Origin of the sequence: Jatrophihabitans sp. (genome assembly GCF_036000465.1) — a bacterium.
Classification (GTDB): domain Bacteria; phylum Actinomycetota; class Actinomycetes; order Mycobacteriales; family Jatrophihabitantaceae; genus Jatrophihabitans.
In genome coordinates this window covers 70,548-87,011 of the sequence record NZ_DASYFV010000031.1, presented here as the reverse complement: position 1 = coordinate 87,011, position 16,464 = coordinate 70,548, and the positions used below count along the sequence as shown (strand labels likewise).

Below are 16,464 nucleotides of genomic sequence, written 5' to 3'. Positions count from 1 at the left end.
CGCGGGAATGCCGTTCAGAGCTGGAATCCCCCCGTTCCTAAGCTCTGAGCGGCATTTTGTTTTTGCGGCTCGGGTACGGCCGGGCTTCGTCAAGAGCAGCTCGCGGTCGCCCTGGCAGGAGCCCTTGATCAAGCCGGCGCCCGCCTCCAACCGGCGCCGCTGCACCTCCAACACCGACAACCACCCGCTACCTCGACCGACGACAACCCCGACAGGTCGGCGGCGAGCACCATGTCGACGCCAGCGGTCAGGGCGGAAACGCCCTCGGAAACCGTAATGTCGATCATGAATCGCAGAATAGAACGTCTCGCCAGGACCTGCTGGAAGGTCCGGCATTCTGTGGATACCTCATCGAACGCTCTGGGCGCTCAACCCTCCCGGGCGGCCTCTTCGACATCCTCGCCCGAGATGCCGAGCACGAACAGCACGCTGTCGAGGTAGGGCAGGTTCACGCTGGTGTCGGCGGCGGCCCGCAGGGCGGCCTTGGCGTTGAAGGCGACGCCGAGACCGGCCGCCTCGAGCATGTCGATGTCGTTGGCGCCGTCGCCCACGGCGACGGTCTGGGTGACCGGCACGCCGTACTTGGCGGCGAACGTGCGCAGGGCCTCGGCCTTGCCGGCGCGGTCTACGACCGGGCCGACGAGCCGACCGGTCACCACGCCGTCGACCAGCTCGAGCTCGTTGGCCGCGGCGAAGTCGAGGCCGAGCTCGTCGACGAAGCGGTCGGTGACGAAGGTGAAGCCACCGCTGACGACGCCGACGTAGAAGCCGACGCGGCGCAGCGTCCGGACGAAGGTGCGGGCGCCGGGGGTGAGACGTAGCGTGTCGCGGACGTCCTCGAGATCGGCTTCGGTCAACCCCGCGAGCAGCGCGACGCGGGCCTCCAGCGACTCGCCGAAGTCGAGCTCGCCGGCCATGGCGCGCCGGGTGATCGCGGCGACCTGATCGCCGACGCCGGCTCGCTCGGCGAGCACGTCGATCGCCTCGTCCCGGATCAGCGTCGAGTCGACGTCGAGCACGACGAGGCGTTTCGCGCGGCGGCGCAGCCCGGCCGGCTCGACGGCGATGTCGACGCCGGTGTCCTCGGCCGCCCGGACGAGCGCGGCCCGCAGGGCGACCTGGTCGTCGCTGCGCACGATCATCTCGAGGCTCGACGCGGGCTCGGTGGAGAGCTGGGTGACCGACTCGATGTTGGCGCCGATGTCGGCGATGCGCTGAGCGACATGGCTGAGCGCGCCCGGCCGCAGCGGTCGGCCCAGCACGATGACATGGCTGCGGGTGGCCCGCTCGCGCCGCCGCGGCGCGTTCTCGTCGGCGATCGCGACCTCGATCTCCATACCGAGCGCGCCGGCGGCCTTGGTCACCGAGTTGCGCAGCGCGCCCGGGTCGCCGTGGACGTCGAACAGCACGGCCAGGATCAGCCGCTCGCGGATGACCACCTGTTCGACGTCGCGGATGTCGACGTCGTGGGCCGCGAGCGCGGAGAAGAAGGACGCCGTGACGCCCGGACGGTCACGTCCGGACAGCGTGGCGAGCACGGAGATTGGCTGCATGAGAACTCAGGCCGGCGGGCCGCCACGAGGGCGGCCCGGGGGGTCACCCGGCCGGATCGGTGTCCTTCTGCCCCTGGCGCGAGCCGTGACCGCTGATGGCGGCCGACACCGACTCCGGCTGCGGATTCTTGTGGTTGCGTCCGCCCGCGTGTGCCTCGGCCTCGAGACGGTCGAGCAGGTGCGGGTAGTGGGCCTCGAACGCGGGGCGCTCGGAGCGGATGCGCGGGATGGACGTGAAGTTGTGCCGCGGCGGCGGGCTCGACGTCGCCCACTCGAGGGAGTTGCCGTGACCCCACGGGTCGTCGGCCGTGCAGATCTCGCCGAAGCGGTACGACTTGTACATGTTCCAGACGAAGGGCAGCAGCGAGAATCCGAGCACCAGCGAGCCGATGGTCGAGAACGTGTTGAGCGCGGTGAAGCCGTCGGTCGGCAGGTAGTCGGCGTAGCGGCGCGGCATGCCCTTGGCGCCCAGCCAGTGCTGGACCAGGAAGGTCATGTGGAAGCCGATGAACGTCAGCCAGAAGTGCGCCTTGCCGAGCCGCTCGTCGAGGTAACGCCCGGTGAACTTCGGGAACCAGAAGTAGATGCCGGAGTAGACCGCGAACACGATGGTGCCGAACAGCACGTAGTGGAAGTGGGCGATGACGAAGTAGGAGTCGGCGACGTGGAAGTCGATCGGCGGGCTGGCGAGCAGAACGCCGGTGAGACCGCCGAACAGGAAGGTCACGAGGAACCCTACGGCGAAGATCATCGGGGTCTCGAACGTGACGGACCCCCGCCACATCGAGCCAATCCAGTTGAAGAACTTGATGCCGGTCGGCACGGCGATCAGGAACGTCATGACACTGAAGAATGGGAGTAGGACAGCTCCGGTCGTGAACATGTGGTGAGCCCACACGGTCAGCGACAGCGCGGCGATCGACAGCGTCGCGAGAACCATGCCCTTGTAGCCGAACAGCGGCTTGCGACTGAACACCGGGATGACTTCGGTGATGATGCCGAAGAAGGGCAGGGCGATGATGTAGACCTCGGGGTGCCCGAAGAACCAGAACAGGTGTTGCCACAGGATGGCGCCGCCGTTCGCGGGCTCGAACACCTGCGAGCCGAGATGCCGGTCGACGTAGAGCACCAGCAGCGCCGCGGTGAGGATCGGGAAGGCGAGCAGGATCAGCAGGCTCGTCACCAGGATGTTCCAGGTGAAGATCGGCATCCGGAACATCGTCATGCCCGGTGCCCGCAGCGTGATGACCGTCGTGACCATGTTGACGCCACCGAGGATCGTGCCGAGGCCGGAGATGGCCAGGCCGAGGATCCACAGATCGGCGCCGGCGCCGGGTGAGTTCACGGCGTTGGTCAGCGGCGAGTAGGCGTACCAGCCGAAGTCGGCCGCACCGTTCGGCGTGAAGAAGCCGAGGTTCGCGGTGATCGCGCCGAACAGGTACAGCCAGTACGAGAAGGCGTTCAGCCGCGGAAAGGCGACGTCGGGCGAACCGATCTGCAGCGGCAGCACCAGGTTCGCGAAGGCGAACAGGATCGGCGTCGCGAAGAACAGCAGCATGATCGTGCCGTGCATCGTGAAGAGCTGGTTGTACTGCTCCTGCGACAGGAACTGGCGACCCGGCCGGGCCAGCTCGATACGCATGAGCAGCGCCATGACGCCACCTAGCGCGAAGAACACCAGCGACGTGACGAGGTACATGCGACCGATGACCTTGGGGTCGGTCGTGCGCAGCATCTGGCTGAACATCGACCCCTTGGACGCGGCACGCGTCGGGAACGGGCGCGCGACGATCGGAAGCGGGCCAGCGAGGTCCGGCTGTCCGGCCGTGGGCTCGGCGGTCGTTGTCACGCAGTCCCCCTGAAGCTCGGGATGGCAGTCGTTTCTTGCGGGTGACGACCTGTTCTGCGCCGTCCTGTCGAGGATAGTCACCGACCTGCGCGACGCACTCACCGGGCGTCAGTTTCGACCCGGGCCCTGGGTCGCGGGCGGGCGCCGGTCCAAGATCTGTCCTCAATCGCCAATGTGTGTCCAGTGTGAAACAAGGGGCAATTCGTATACGCTCGGCCCGACGTTCGTTCGGAGCCGAGCCGGTCGAGCGGATCGGGCGGGGGGGCCTATGGCGTTCCGCGACGTCCGAAGGAGGCAGTGTGGCTGGGCGGTGGCGTGACCCCGCGGCCTTCCGGGCCGACGCGAGTGCCGCGCCCGCTGTCCGCCCGTCCCGCCGTCAGGCCGTCGCCCTGCTGGTCGTCCTCGTCCTCGTCGCCGGTGCCACCGCGCTCGCGTCCTTCCTGATCCGCCCCGATCGCGCGCGGGCGTTCGACCTGCTGCACGGCTCGATGTACCTGCAGGACGCCGTCGCGCCCGTCGCGGTCGACCTCGCCAGCGGCCGTCCCACGGTGAAGTTGCTGAACGCGCAGGATCTGGTGGACCTGAAGAACGCCGCCGACGTGCAGGTCGTGCCACTGACCGGCGGCACGTTGCTGCTCAACCCGTCGAACGGCACCTTCAACCTGCTGGACACCACCGGCTTCGTCCTCAAGAGCGACGGCGGGGTGCCGCTGCCGCCGCGCGCAGGGTCCCACTCGATGGCCCTCGCCGGCGACGCGTCGGCCTACATCGTGCAGGCCGGTGGGAACAGCGGCACCGGGGTGTACCTCGTCGACGCCGCCACCGTCGCCCGCGCCGCCGCCGGCACCACCGCGGTCAAGCCCCGCGCGTCGATCTCGATGCCCGACGCCTCCGCGGCCACGCCCGGTTCGGCCGCCACCGCCGACGGTGACCTCTGGCTGCTCGTGGGTGAGGGGAACAGTCGAAAGATCCGCCGGCTCGTCCTGCCCACGAACAGCAATCCGGGCGTGACCCTCGCCTCCACCGACCGCGGCACCACGCCGGCCCTCTCGGCCATCGGTACCGCGACGACGACCCGGGGCACCGTGGTCGGAGTCGCCTCGGCCGGCCGCATCCAGCTGTTCCGCGGCGACACCGACGTCAAGTCGGTCCCGTTCCCGCGGATGAGCAACGTGTCCCGGATCCTGCCGGTGAGCGGTGCGTCCGGCCGGCTCGCCTTCCTCGCGCTCGACGGCTCCACCTGGAAGTTCGTGTCGGTCGGCGCCGACGGCACGGGGCTGCACGCGCCGACGGAGCTCAAGTCCGTTGCGCCGGGGGCGGCGTTGATCGCGCCGGCCGAGAGCAACGGCGTGATGTACACGATGGACACCGACTCGCGCGAGCTGTTCACGATCGGCGAGAACGGGAACGTCGGCCCGCTGGACGGAACGGCGAAGTACCCCGAGGGCGAGGCGAACGTCGACAAGGGCCTGCCCTACGACGACGCCTACATCATCGCTCGCGATTCCCGGGTCGTGTTCAACTCGCCGAAGCACCGGCAGGCGGTCGTCGCCTTCACCGACAGCAGCCGCGCGCCACTCGTGATCAAGAAGTCCGAGGGTGTGGGGCTCAACGCGAACGCCGGCGCCCTCGAGGTGGCCAAGGCCAACCTGAACCCGGCGACCCCCGGCAAGAAGTCGACGAAGCCGGAGGGCTCGAAGCCGCAGAAGACCCCGGTCGAGCCGATCAACAACACGATCAACTGCAACACCGCCGCGCAGCGACCGCACACCCCGGTCATCACCACCACCGTGCCGGCCTCGCGATCGGTCCAGGTCTCCTGGATCTACCCGACGACCAGCACCTCCGACTGCGTGCCGACCACCTGGATCATCGGGGTCACGCAGAAGGGGTCGTCGGCCCCGTCGCCGCGCACGGACTACCGGATCGACGCGAACACCAGCGCCAACGTGACCGGGCTGTTCCCTTCCACCTCCTATGCGGTGACGGTGACCGGCTTCATCAACGGCCTGAGCGGACCGCCGTCGACCGCCGCCCTGATCACCACCGGGGCCGAGGGACCGGCGGCGCCGACGAACGTGCTGGCGAGCACCGACTCGGCCGGCAACTGGACCGTCACATGGGCCTCGTGCGGTTCGGCGAAGTCGGGCTGCGTCCCGACCAACTCGTGGAAGGTGATCCCCGAATTCTGCGACGGTCGCGGCCTGTCCACCCCGCCCGACTCCTTCCTGGTCGGGGCCGACCCGTCGTCGCTCGACCAGCCGCCCGGCGTGCTGCACGGTGGCGACGCCCTCCTCGGCCGTGGGTTGCGCTTCCAGGTCGAGGGCATCGGCGAGCAGGGGACGATCGGACGCCCGTCGGGCTTCACGGCCTGCACCTACAGCTGGAGCCCACCGGTGGCGGCCGACATCGCCGTCACCGCCAGCACTCCCCCGCAGACCACCGGTCAGGACACCACGACGACGACCGTCTCGGTCCGACTGCAGCAGGGTGCGGTGCACGACCTCGGCGGCATCGGGGGCAGCCTCACCTACAAGCTGCTCGACTCGAACGGGGCCGTTGTCACGAGCAACGGCCCGACGGCGTCGCTGTCGCAGACGCTCAACGGCGTGCGTGCCGGCGCGTCGTACAGCGTGGCCGTCGTGGCCACCCCGCCGCGCCACCCCGAGGCCGCGGTCACCATCGGTCCGGTGACGGTGCAGCCCGCGATCGCCGTCTTCCCCGCCCCGACCGTGTCGGCCACCTTCGAGAACACCTCGTTCTCCGACGGGCGGCTCGTCGTGTCGTACAGCTTCCCAGCCGGCACCGACACCCACGGCGAGACCTTCGACCTGGTGAACAGCACGCTCACCTGCGGCGGATCGACGAGCAAGTCGCTGAGCTACCCCAACACCTCGCCCGGCCAGAACCTGGTCTTCGACGGCATCGACCGGTTCACCTACAACAGCACCGGTTCACCGTGCAACGTCACCCTGCAGCTCGCGCAGAACAGCGCGACGACCACCAGCCCCCCGCTGTACGGCGCGGCCATCTCGCGCACGACGACCACGGCGGTCACCATCCCGCAGCCGACGCTCACCACGAGTGCGGGGGACTTCCAGGCCCAGTGGTCGGGCACGACCGGGCAGCCGCAGGTCCTGGTGACCTACCACGGCAACGATCACCTGTTGCTCGCCAGTGGCTGGACGATCACCGTCACCAACGGCACGACGGCCGACTGCGGCACGTCGCACAACGCCCCCACCGCCACCGTCGACGTCAACAAGTCGTGCGTCCGCGACGGCGGTACGTTCACCGTCTCGGTCGACTACACCTACCTGCTCAGCAACCAGCACTTCGCCGGCATCCCGGTCAGCGGCACCGCGCCGCAGCCGGTCGACACCTCCAAGATCGACTACAAGGCGGCCTGGGGCGGCGACGTCACGAACCCGCTGGTCACGCTCACGTACACCGGCAGCCAGGACACGAGCACCTTCGACACCTTCACCTGGTCGGAGACGGTGACCTCGGACGTCAGCCCCGGCGTCACCTGCGGGTCGTCGACCGCGTCGGCCGACCAGTCGGTGTCGATCGGCGTCGACCTCACGCTGTGCCCGTCGACGGCCGCCGACGGCACCAAGGCGAACTACTCGGTCGAGGTCAAGTTCCACGACCCGAACTACGGCGTCGACTTCGACAAGTCCTATCTCGTCAGCGGCGTCCCGCCTGCCTGAGCCCATCCCGACGTTCTGTGCGCGACGATGCACACGAACCGACCCACTGACCTCGAGGAGCAACCTGTGTCCAGTCCCGCCGACGGCATCACCCGTGTGGGCCACGACGTCGACCGGCTGTGCCACAACATGGGCTACGTCATCCAGGGCAAGCCCGAGGTCGTGCGCAACGCAGTCATCTGTCTGCTCGCCGAGGGTCACCTCCTGCTCGAGGACGTCCCCGGCACGGGCAAGACCTCGCTGGCCCGCGCGCTGGCGTCGTCGATCTCGCTGACCTGGCACCGCATCCAGTTCACTCCCGACCTGCTGCCCTCCGACGTCACCGGGGTGTCGATCTACAACCAGCACACCGAGGAGTTCGAGTTCAAGAAGGGCCCGGTCTTCGCCAACATCGTGCTCGGCGACGAGATCAACCGGGCCTCGCCGAAGACCCAGTCGGCGCTGCTCGAGGTCATGGAGGAGGGCACCCTCAGCACCGACAGCGCCGTGCACCAGATGGCCCGGCCGTTCATGGTCGTGGCCACCCAGAACCCGATCGACATGGAAGGTACCTACCTGCTGCCCGAGGCCCAGCTCGACCGCTTCCTCATGAAGCTGACCGTGGGCTACCCGTCGGCCGACGCCGAGGCCGAGATCCTGCGCACGCAGAAGATGGGGTCGACCGTCGCGCACCTGCAGCCGGTGCTGTCCGCGGCCGACGTGTCGGCGATGATCGACGTCGTCAAGACGGTCGAGATCGCCCCCGCGCTGGAGCAGTACATCGTCTCCATCTCCACCGCCACCCGGTCGATGTCCGAGCTGCGGCTCGGCGTCTCACCCCGCGGCAGCCTCGCCCTGTTGCGGGCCGCGCGGGCCTGTGCGGCCGCCGCCGGCCGGCCCTTCGTCGTCCCCGAGGACGTCAAGGCCATGGCCCCGGTCGTCCTCGCCCACCGCGTGATCCTGCAGCCCGACGCCGAACTGCAGGGCCGCACCGGCGTCGAGCTGATCACCCGCGCGATGCACTCGGTGCCCGTGCCCCGTGCGGTCGCGACCGCCTGACCCATGACCCGGTTCGGACTCGCCTCGCTCCTCGGGGGTATCGCCTCCCTGGTTCTGGGCCTGTCCCTGGACTGGCTCGCGTTCGACCTCGTCGGGCTCGGCCTGCTCGCTGTCGTCGTCATCGGGTTCGCCACCGTGACCCGCCCGTCGAACCTGGTGATCGCCCGCGAGATCCAGCCGCCGCGGGTGCCCAAGGGCTCCCCCGCCATCGCGTTCCTCACCTTCGCCAACCGCGGCCGGCGCACCATCCCGGTGGCCGTCGCGACGCAGCCCTTCGGCGCGCAGCGGGTGCGCACCGTGATCCCGAAGCTGCGCGGCGGCGAGCGCGGCACCCGCGCGTACCGGCTGCCGACCCGTCAGCGCGGCATCTTCGACGTCGACCCGATCGAGGTCACGCGGCGCGACTCGTTCGAGCTGTTCCGCCGCTCGCGCAAGCACGCCGAGGCCGAACTCATCTGGGTCTACCCCCGCATCCTCGGCTTCAAGGCGCTGCCGACCGGCCAGACACGTCACCTCGAAGGCCCGTCGTCGGACACCTCGCCCCAGGGCAACATCACCTTCCACCGCCTGCGCGAGTACGTGCCGGGCGACGATCTGCGGCTGGTGCACTGGCGCTCGTCGGCCCGGGCCGGCCGGCTGCTGGTGAAGCACAACGTCGACACCTCACAGCCGTACACCGTCGTGCTGTTCGACAAGCGCCCCAGCCTCTACACCGAGGAGTCCTTCGAGCAGGCCGTCGACGTCGCCGCCTCGGTGGTCGTCGCCTCGGCCGGTAACAAGGCTCCGGTCGAGCTGCGGCTCAGTGACGGCACGTTGCTGGGCGGCCCGCGCATCCGCGACTCCACACCCCTGATCGATCACCTGACCGGCGTGGTGTCCGACCCCGACGGATCGCTGCAGACGCAGCTGTTGGCCCTGCGCCGGACCCGGGGCGGCACCTCGCTCGTCGTGGTCACCGGCGAGATCGACCCGGAGGACCTGCCCTACGTCGCCGCGCTGCGCCGCCGCTTCGACCGCCTGGTCGTTATCTCGATCGACCCCGACAGCAAGGTCGTTCCCGACTTTCCGCGGGTCCGCGTCATCGTCGCCGCCGACGCCGACGACGCTTGCGCGGCGTGGAACCTGGCGGTGCCGCGATGACCCTCGTCCGGCGGCTGATCCCGTACCTGCTGCTGCCGCTGTCGCTGATCGCGTGCGCCCTGGCCAGCTCACCCTGGCTGCGCGCGTTCCCTTCGTCGGTCATCGCCGTCCCGCTGTTCGGCGCCGCCCTGCTCAGCGTGCTGCTCCCGGTCGTCGTGATCGGCATCGGCCTGCGCAAGCTGTGGCTGACCGCGCTCATCGACCTGATCGGCTTCGTCTTCTTCGCGATGCTCGTCGGCCTGCAGGAGTTGGCCGGGTTCAGCGACCTCTACAACGGCCTCGTGCACGGACCGTCGCAGATCCTGACGTTCGCCCTGCCCCTCGTCAGCCCGCGCACCCTGCTCGTCGCCCCGCTCGCGCTGTGCTGGCTGAGCGGCGCGATCGTCGGTGAGTGCGTCGGCCGGGGCTGGCAGTCCGTCGTCCCCTACATCGCCTTCCTCGCCGCGTTCGGGCTGGCCTACGGCGGCAGCGCGCGGGCCATCACGAACTCGTCCGACGGTCGCCGCTACGACACCCTGCTCGCGGCGACGTTGCTGCTGACCCTGCTGCTGCTGCGCGCGGCGCAGGCCTGGATCGCGCAGGACGAGGACGCCGAGACGACCCAGCCGGACGGCGTCCTGCCGCTGCGCGGGTTGGCGATCGGTACGGTGCTGTCGCTCGCGATCGCGGCCGCGGCGGCCGGCATCGCGCAGACCTCGACGTTCTCCGGGCCACCGACGACGCCGAGCCGGCGCCCGCCGATCGACCGGACCACCCCCTTCACCCCGCTGGCCTTCGTCGCCGGGCTACGGCCCGACCGCACCGCCCCGAACCCGGACCTGTTCAAGGTGACGGTCGACCGGGCGACGAGCAGCTACATCCCGATCGCCGACGTCGACTACTACGACGGCGACGGGTGGTCGTTCGACCGCACCTTCCGTCCGTCCGGCGGGGTCATCCCGGCCGAGACCGACCCGGCGCTGCGCCCCGCCGGCCCCGCCGTCTCCCAGCAGTACGTGATCAACGCCGGCCCGATGGCCGCCGCCCCGTGGATGCCCTTCCAGTTCCGCCCGCAACGCGTCACCGGCACGGCCGTGAACATCGACGCGGCCAGCGGCATGATCGTGCCGAGTTCGGGCCTGACCGCCGGCCAGCGCTACACGGTGCGCTCGAGCGCCGCCCCGGTGACCTTCGACAGACTCCCGACCACGGCGCTCATCGCGACGTCGGCCCCGCCGACGGACACCCTGCTGCCGGTCGACGTCAGCCAGCCGATGTCCACCCTCGTCCAGTCGCTCGCCGACGAGGTCGACGTACCGATCACCTCGCAGGTGGCCTTCCTGCAGGCGCTCGCCACGGAGTTGCGGACCAAGTACCGGCTCACGGGCAACCCGTCGACCCCGGCGACGCCGTCGGCCGCGCCGTCCACGCCGCTCACCACCACACCACCTACGACACCGCAGCCACGCTCCACCGCGGCGAGGCCGACGAGATCAGGCCCACCCACGACCCGGCGGACGAGTGCTGCCGCGCACCGCTTCGCCGACATCGCCCTCGCGGCGAAGCCGTCGAGCAGCCCGAAGGCGAAGCGGACGGTGCCGCGCCCCGCATCGCGCACGCCCACCCCGACACCCACGCCCACTCCCACCCCCACGACCGCCTCCCCGAGCGAGACCGGGCAGGCGCCGGCCGGCGGGACGAGCTTCGCGACGATCCTCGGATCGATCCGCACGACCCACGCGGCCTCGCCCGAGCAGTACGCCACGTTCATGACCCTCGTGGCGCGACAGATCAACGTGCCGGCTCGGGTCGTCACCGGCTTCCGGGTCGATTCCCGTACCGGCAACCCGACGATGTCGGCCGGGGTCCACCAGGTCACGGCGTCGGACGCCTACACCTGGGTCGAGATCCCGATCCGCGGCCGCGGGTGGGTCGTCCTGGACGCCGCTCCCCTGCTCTCCGGCGGCCAGCCCCAGCCCAGCAGCGGCGCATCGGCGTCCCCGACCCCGTCGGCCACACCCTCGTCGGCGCAGAACGCCCTGGTGTCCGGTTCGAACGAGGGTCACGCCCCCGCCAAGCGGAGCACCGTCCCGCAGCCCGCGCACGCCAGCGTCTTCTGGATCGTGGTCGCCATCATCGTCGGCGTCGCTGCGCTGGTGCTGCTCGTCGGCGTCTTCCTGCTGCTGCGCAAGCGGCTACGGGTACGGCGGCGCAAGCGCTCCGGCGATCCGCGCCGGCGGCTGGTCGGGGCGTGGCAGGAGAGTCTCGACGTCCTGGTCGAATCCGGCCTGCCCGACCTCACCTTCCTGACCAGTGCCGAGGTGGCCAAGGCGATCCACGAGCAGTTCGGCGGCGAACCGGCGGCCCAGGCGCAGTACATCGGCGACTCGGCCAACACCGCGATCTTCAGCCCGACGACGTGGGTGGGCCCCCAGGACGCCGACGCCGCGTGGCGGGCCCAGGTGGTGCTGCGCAAGTCGATCCGGCGACGCCTGTCGGTGCGCGAGCGTTTCAACGCGAGCCTGCGCTACCACCGCACCACGCACCCGCGGCCGCTCGTCGGCCCGTCGTCCTGGGCGGCGGCGGCCCGGGCCCGGACGGCCACACCTCCGCAGCGCGGCCGGCACAGCACCCGCGAACGGGCCCGGCGGCGCCGCACCCACTGAGGGCCGGCGGGTCAGGGGTGACCGGTGAGCGCGGCGCGCTGGCGGTAGGCCTCGAGCAGCGCGTGCATGTAGCGCAGGTCGCCCGTCGAACGTTTCGTCGCCGGGAGTTCGACCGGGCCGCGATGGGTCATCGCCACCAGCCGACCGCTGCCGGCCTGCCCGACGTCGTCGAAGCGGGGCTCGAAGCCGATGACCTCGGACCACGGGATCTCGCTGCGGCGGAGCCAGACCCGTGATCGCAGCCGGGTTCCGTCGACGGCCAGCGCGGCGGCGCCCGCGCGGATCGTCACCTTCGGCCGCAGCGACATCGGGTCGAGGCGCAGGTCGCTCGGCGGTTGCATCGCGGGCGTGCCCGGGGCGCCGTACATCGACGAGCCGCGGCTGCTCCAGGTCGGCACGGCGTCGCCACCGGTCGGGGGTGCGTCACCGCCCACCGGCGGGATCGGGACCGACCACTGACCCGGCGCCGGCGGCGGTTCGAGCCCGTGGTCGGCCGGCCGGGGCCGCGCGGTGGTGTGCTGGAGGTAGGCCGGCGGCGGCGGTTCGGGCAGCCGGGAGCGCAGGGTCGTCTCGGGTGCGGCCGGGGCCGACGGCGGCACGAAGTGGGCCGAGAAGTCGCCGTCGGCGTCCTCGTCGATGCGCAGCGGCAGCCGCTCCACGGTGTCGACCGGGACGGTCAGCAGGAGCTCCGGCTCGGCCGGCGGCTCGGGATCGGGCGCGGCGAGGTCGGGACCGGGGTGAGGAGCGATCATGCTGCTCCACGCCCAGGTGATCTCCGCGATCTCGGTGATCTCGATGATCGCGGACGGCGGCGCCGGAACCGGCTCGGACGGGCGCGGCAGCACCTCGGACTCGATCACCTCGGGTTCGACCGACTCGATGACCTCGGGGGGTGTCTCGAGCTCCTCCGGGTGCGGCGCCTCGCCCCGACCGGGCAGGCCGATCGTGACGTCGGACCAGACCGGCAGTGCGCTGATCGGTGCGATCGGCTCGGGTTCCGCGATGGGCGCGGGTGCCGGCTCGGGCGGATACACCGATTCGGGCTCGGGCTCGGGTTCGTACACCGGCTCGGGCTCGTACACCGGCTCGGGCTCGACGACCGGCTCGGGCTCGACGACCGGCCCCGGCACGGGGCCGGGCGGTGGCTGGGCCGGCCACGGCGCACTCACCGACGCGACCGGTGCCGAGGGCGGCGGCACGTACGGTGCCGGCGGGGTCGGCTCGTACGGCACCGGCGGCGCGGGCGGCTCGTACGGTGGCGCGGCGGGCGGCGCCGGCTCGGGCATCGGGCTGAACCGATCGAGCCCGACGGGCGGCCCGTTGCGCGGGCGCAGCATCGGCATCCGGGTGATCGCGGGCAGACCGACCACGCCACCCGGAGCGCTGGGATCCCGGATGAGGAACTGGGTGCGCGGCCAGCCCTGCTCGACCTCGATGGTCGCGAGCTCGGCGGCGAACTCCGCGGCGGTCGGCGGCCGGCTGTCCTTGTCCTTCGACATCGCGTAGATCAGCAGGTCGGAGAGCTGAGGAGGCACGTGCGCGTGCAGCAGCGGCTGCACCGGATCGCGCAGGATGCGCAGGATGACCGACGCGGGCGACTCCCCGTCGTAGGCCCGGAACGCCGACCGTCCGGCGATCAGCTGGTACAGCGACGACGCGAGCTCGTAGACGTCGGTGGCGGCCGACGTCTCACCGCCTTCGAGCAGTTCGGGCGCGGCGTGCAACGTGGTGAAGTCGAACAGGCCGGCGGTCGTCTGCGTCGACGACTGGAGCATGGCCACGCCGAAGTCGGCCAGCGCCGGCTCGCCGAACTCGGTGATCAACACGTTCTGCGGCTTCACGTCGCGGTGCAGGATCTCGGCCCGGTGCGCGGTCTCGAGCGCTCCGGCGATCTTGATGCCCATCGCCACGACGTCCTGCACCGGCAGGCCCTGGTCGCCCTGCATCCGGTCGGACACCGCTCCGCGGCAGAGCTCGAGCACCAGCACCGGACGCCCGTCGCCGGCCCGGAACGAGCGGAACAGCGTGACGATGTTGGGGTGCGAGCTCACCGCACCGAGCGCGATCGACTCGCGCTCGAACGATTCGATGGCGCGGGGCGACGCGTCACGGACGTTGAGCAGCTTCAGCGCGACGTGCCGGTTCGTCCCGAGTTCGCGGGCCCGGTACACCGTGGCCAGGCTGCCGATGCCGATCTCGACGATGTCGTCGAAGCCCGGGAAGAAGTCGCTCTGCGCGACCTTCGTTCGACGCAGACGCGCCACATGAACCTCCCCGATGACCAGCCGTTCGAGCGTATCAACGTCAACACGAACCGGACGCCTCCACGCGGATCGTGAGAAGGTGAGTCCGTGCAGGCTCCCTCGGTTCCCACGCTCGGCCTCGCGGCGTTGCTGGCCGGCGCCGGCGCGTCCCACTTCGCGGTTCCCGGCGTGTACGACGTCATGATCCCCGAGGTGCTGCCGGGGCGTCCTCGCCTGTGGACCCTGGGCACCGGAGCGGCCGAGGTCGTCGTGGCCACCGCGGTGCTCGTGCCGGCCACCCGCCGCACCGGAGCGCTCGCCGCCGCGGCCCTGTTCGCCGGCGTGCTGCCGGCGAACATCAAGGTGGCCGTCGACGCCCGCAGCAGCGACTCGACGTCGTACCGCGTGGGCACACTGCTGCGCTTGCCGGCCCAGCTGCCCCTGATCGCGTGGGCCCTGCGGGTGCGCCGCCGGGCCTGACGACGTCAGTCGGCGCTGCCCAGCCCGGCCGCCACCGGCAACTCGCGCTCGGCGCGATCGAGGTCGTCACGCTCGGGCTGGTGCACCTCACCCCGATCGGCTGCGGCCAGCGCTCGATGCACGGTCGAGAGCACGAGGGCCGCCACGACCACCACAGCCGCACCGATCAGGAACGGCACGTGCGCGTTGTAGTGCTCGACCAGCTTGCCGGCGGCGAACGGGGCGAGGCCGCCGCCGATGAAGCGAACGAACCCGTAGGTGGCCGAGGCGACCGAACGCTCGACCGGCGCGATGCTCATGACGGCCGTGGTGACGAGGGTGTTGTTCACGCCGATGAAGGCGCCGGCCACGATCACCGCCGTGATCACGACGGCGGGCCGGTCGGGCCAGACGCCGATGGCGGCGAGGTCGAGCGCCATCAGCCCGAAGTTGCCGTACAGCGTCCGGGCGGTACCGAAGCGGGCCTTGAGCCACGGCGCGCCCCACACCGCGAAGATCGCGACCAGCACGCCCCACGCGCAGAAGACCAAGCCGAGCTTCTGCGGGCTCGAGATGCCCATCAGAAACGGCGAGTAGCCCAGCAACGTGAAGAAGCCCCAGTTGTAGAGCAGGCCGACGACGCTGGTGGTGGCCAGGCTGCGGTGCCGCAGCGCCTTGATCGGTTCGGTGATGCTCTCCCGGCGCGCCGGTCGGGGCGTCGGTGGCAGCAGCACGACGGTCGCGATCAGAGCGATGGCCATGAGGACGGAGACGCCGTAGAACGGGCCGCGCCAGCTGATCGAGCCGAGCTCGCCGCCGAGCAGCGGGCCGAGCGCGATGCCCACCCCGAGCGCCGTCTCGTAGAGGATGATCGCGCCGGTGAAACCGCCCGACGCCGAGCCGACGATCACGGCCAGCGAGGTCGCGATGAACAGGGCGTTGCCGAGGCCCCAGCCGGCCCGGAAGCCGACGATGCCGTCGATCGAACCGGACGAACCGGCGAGCGCGGCGAAGACGACGATCAGGATCAGGCCGGCGATGAGCGTGCGCTTGGCGCCGAGCCGGCTCGACACCCAACCGGTCACCAGCATGGCGACGGCGGTGACGACGAGGTAGCTGGTGAACAGCAGCTCGACCTGCGACGGCGAGGCGTGCAGCTGCGTGCGCAGCGAGGCCAGGATCGGGTCGACGAGGCCGATGCCCATGAAGGAGATGACGCAGGCGAACGCGACGGCCCAGACGGCCTTGGGCTGCTGGAACGGACCGGCGGTCGGTGCGGACGACGAATCGCGGTGGGAACTCATGTACGCGGCTTCCGGATCTCGGGGGTGGTGGGTGCGGTGGCGACCAGGCGTTCGATCGCGGGCAGCGCCGCGGTCAGCGCCTGCTGGTCCTCGTCGCTCAACCGGCCGAGCCGCTCGCGCAGGACCTGCGCGCGGGTGGCGAGCCGGTCGGCCAGCACGGTCTCGCCGGCGGGCGTGATGCGCACCAGCGTGGCGCGGCGGTCGGTCGGGTCGGGGACGCGTTCGGCGTACCCGGCCTCGGCCAGGCGGGTGACCAGCATGGTCACACCCGGCTGGGTCATCGCCTCGCGGGCCGCGAGTTCGGAGACCCGCAGGGGTCCCTCCGTCCGCAGCCGGTCGAGGGCGGTGATGGTGGAGCTGCTGACCGTGGCCGGCGTCTGGTGACGCAACCACATGGTCAGTCGATCGACGCTCTGCGCCAGGGCGCGGGCGTCGGCCAGTCGGATGCCCATGTGCCAACTATATAAGCTAGTTATATAACTTGCCAATGTGATTCCGCTGCAGGGCGGTCACCCTGGGT

General features: G+C 70.8%; 10 protein-coding genes. 5 read left to right on the top strand and 5 right to left on the bottom strand.

The features are described 5' to 3' along the window. Positions 1–368 precede the first annotated feature (368 nt). On the bottom strand, positions 369–1,553 hold the full coding sequence (serB, locus tag VGN18_RS10345; RefSeq protein ID WP_327539602.1) for a phosphoserine phosphatase SerB: 1,185 nt from the start codon (positions 1,551–1,553) through the stop codon (positions 369–371). 43 nt (positions 1,554–1,596) lie between these two features. Continuing rightward, on the bottom strand, positions 1,597–3,345 hold the full coding sequence (gene ctaD / locus VGN18_RS10340; protein ID WP_414655040.1) for a cytochrome c oxidase subunit I: 1,749 nt from the start codon (positions 3,343–3,345) through the stop codon (positions 1,597–1,599). A gap of 356 nt (positions 3,346–3,701) precedes the next feature. Here ctaD and VGN18_RS10335 point away from each other — a divergent pair, with 356 nt between their 5' ends. From VGN18_RS10335 to VGN18_RS10320, 4 genes are all read left to right on the top strand, one after another. Further along, complete coding sequence (locus VGN18_RS10335; protein WP_327539600.1) at positions 3,702–7,115, top strand: fibronectin type III domain-containing protein; 3,414 nt, start codon at positions 3,702–3,704, stop codon at positions 7,113–7,115. A 66-nt stretch (positions 7,116–7,181) separates the two neighbouring features. Further along, a complete protein-coding gene (locus VGN18_RS10330; RefSeq protein WP_327539599.1) occupies positions 7,182–8,153 on the top strand; it encodes a MoxR family ATPase in 972 nt (323 codons plus the stop codon). A 3-nt stretch (positions 8,154–8,156) separates the two neighbouring features. Continuing rightward, entirely contained in the window at positions 8,157–9,293 is a 1,137-nt protein-coding gene (locus VGN18_RS10325) for a DUF58 domain-containing protein (RefSeq protein ID WP_327539598.1), read from the top strand. Next, a complete protein-coding gene (locus VGN18_RS10320; RefSeq protein WP_327539597.1) occupies positions 9,290–11,938 on the top strand; it encodes a DUF3488 and transglutaminase-like domain-containing protein in 2,649 nt (882 codons plus the stop codon). The genes VGN18_RS10325 and VGN18_RS10320 overlap by 4 nt, the downstream gene beginning before the upstream one ends. A gap of 11 nt (positions 11,939–11,949) precedes the next feature. Here the strand turns inward: VGN18_RS10320 and VGN18_RS10315 are convergent, their stop codons facing one another. Beyond that, positions 11,950–14,202 carry a serine/threonine-protein kinase gene (locus tag VGN18_RS10315; protein WP_327539596.1) on the bottom strand — a complete coding sequence of 751 codons (2,253 nt, stop codon included), beginning with the start codon at positions 14,200–14,202 and terminating at the stop codon, positions 11,950–11,952. 87 nt (positions 14,203–14,289) lie between these two features. On the opposite strand from VGN18_RS10315, the gene VGN18_RS10310 reads away from it, so the two are divergent. Beyond that, positions 14,290–14,661, top strand: coding sequence for a hypothetical protein (locus VGN18_RS10310; RefSeq protein WP_327539595.1), 372 nt, complete (start codon positions 14,290–14,292; stop codon positions 14,659–14,661). A gap of 5 nt (positions 14,662–14,666) precedes the next feature. Here the strand turns inward: VGN18_RS10310 and VGN18_RS10305 are convergent, their stop codons facing one another. After that, on the bottom strand, positions 14,667–15,944 hold the full coding sequence (locus tag VGN18_RS10305; RefSeq protein WP_327539594.1) for an MFS transporter: 1,278 nt from the start codon (positions 15,942–15,944) through the stop codon (positions 14,667–14,669). Next, positions 15,941–16,396 (bottom strand): MarR family winged helix-turn-helix transcriptional regulator, encoded by a 456-nt coding sequence (locus VGN18_RS10300; protein WP_327539593.1) that lies wholly within the window; start codon positions 16,394–16,396, stop codon positions 15,941–15,943. Before VGN18_RS10300 ends, VGN18_RS10305 begins: the two co-directional genes overlap by 4 nt. Positions 16,397–16,464 lie beyond the last annotated feature (68 nt).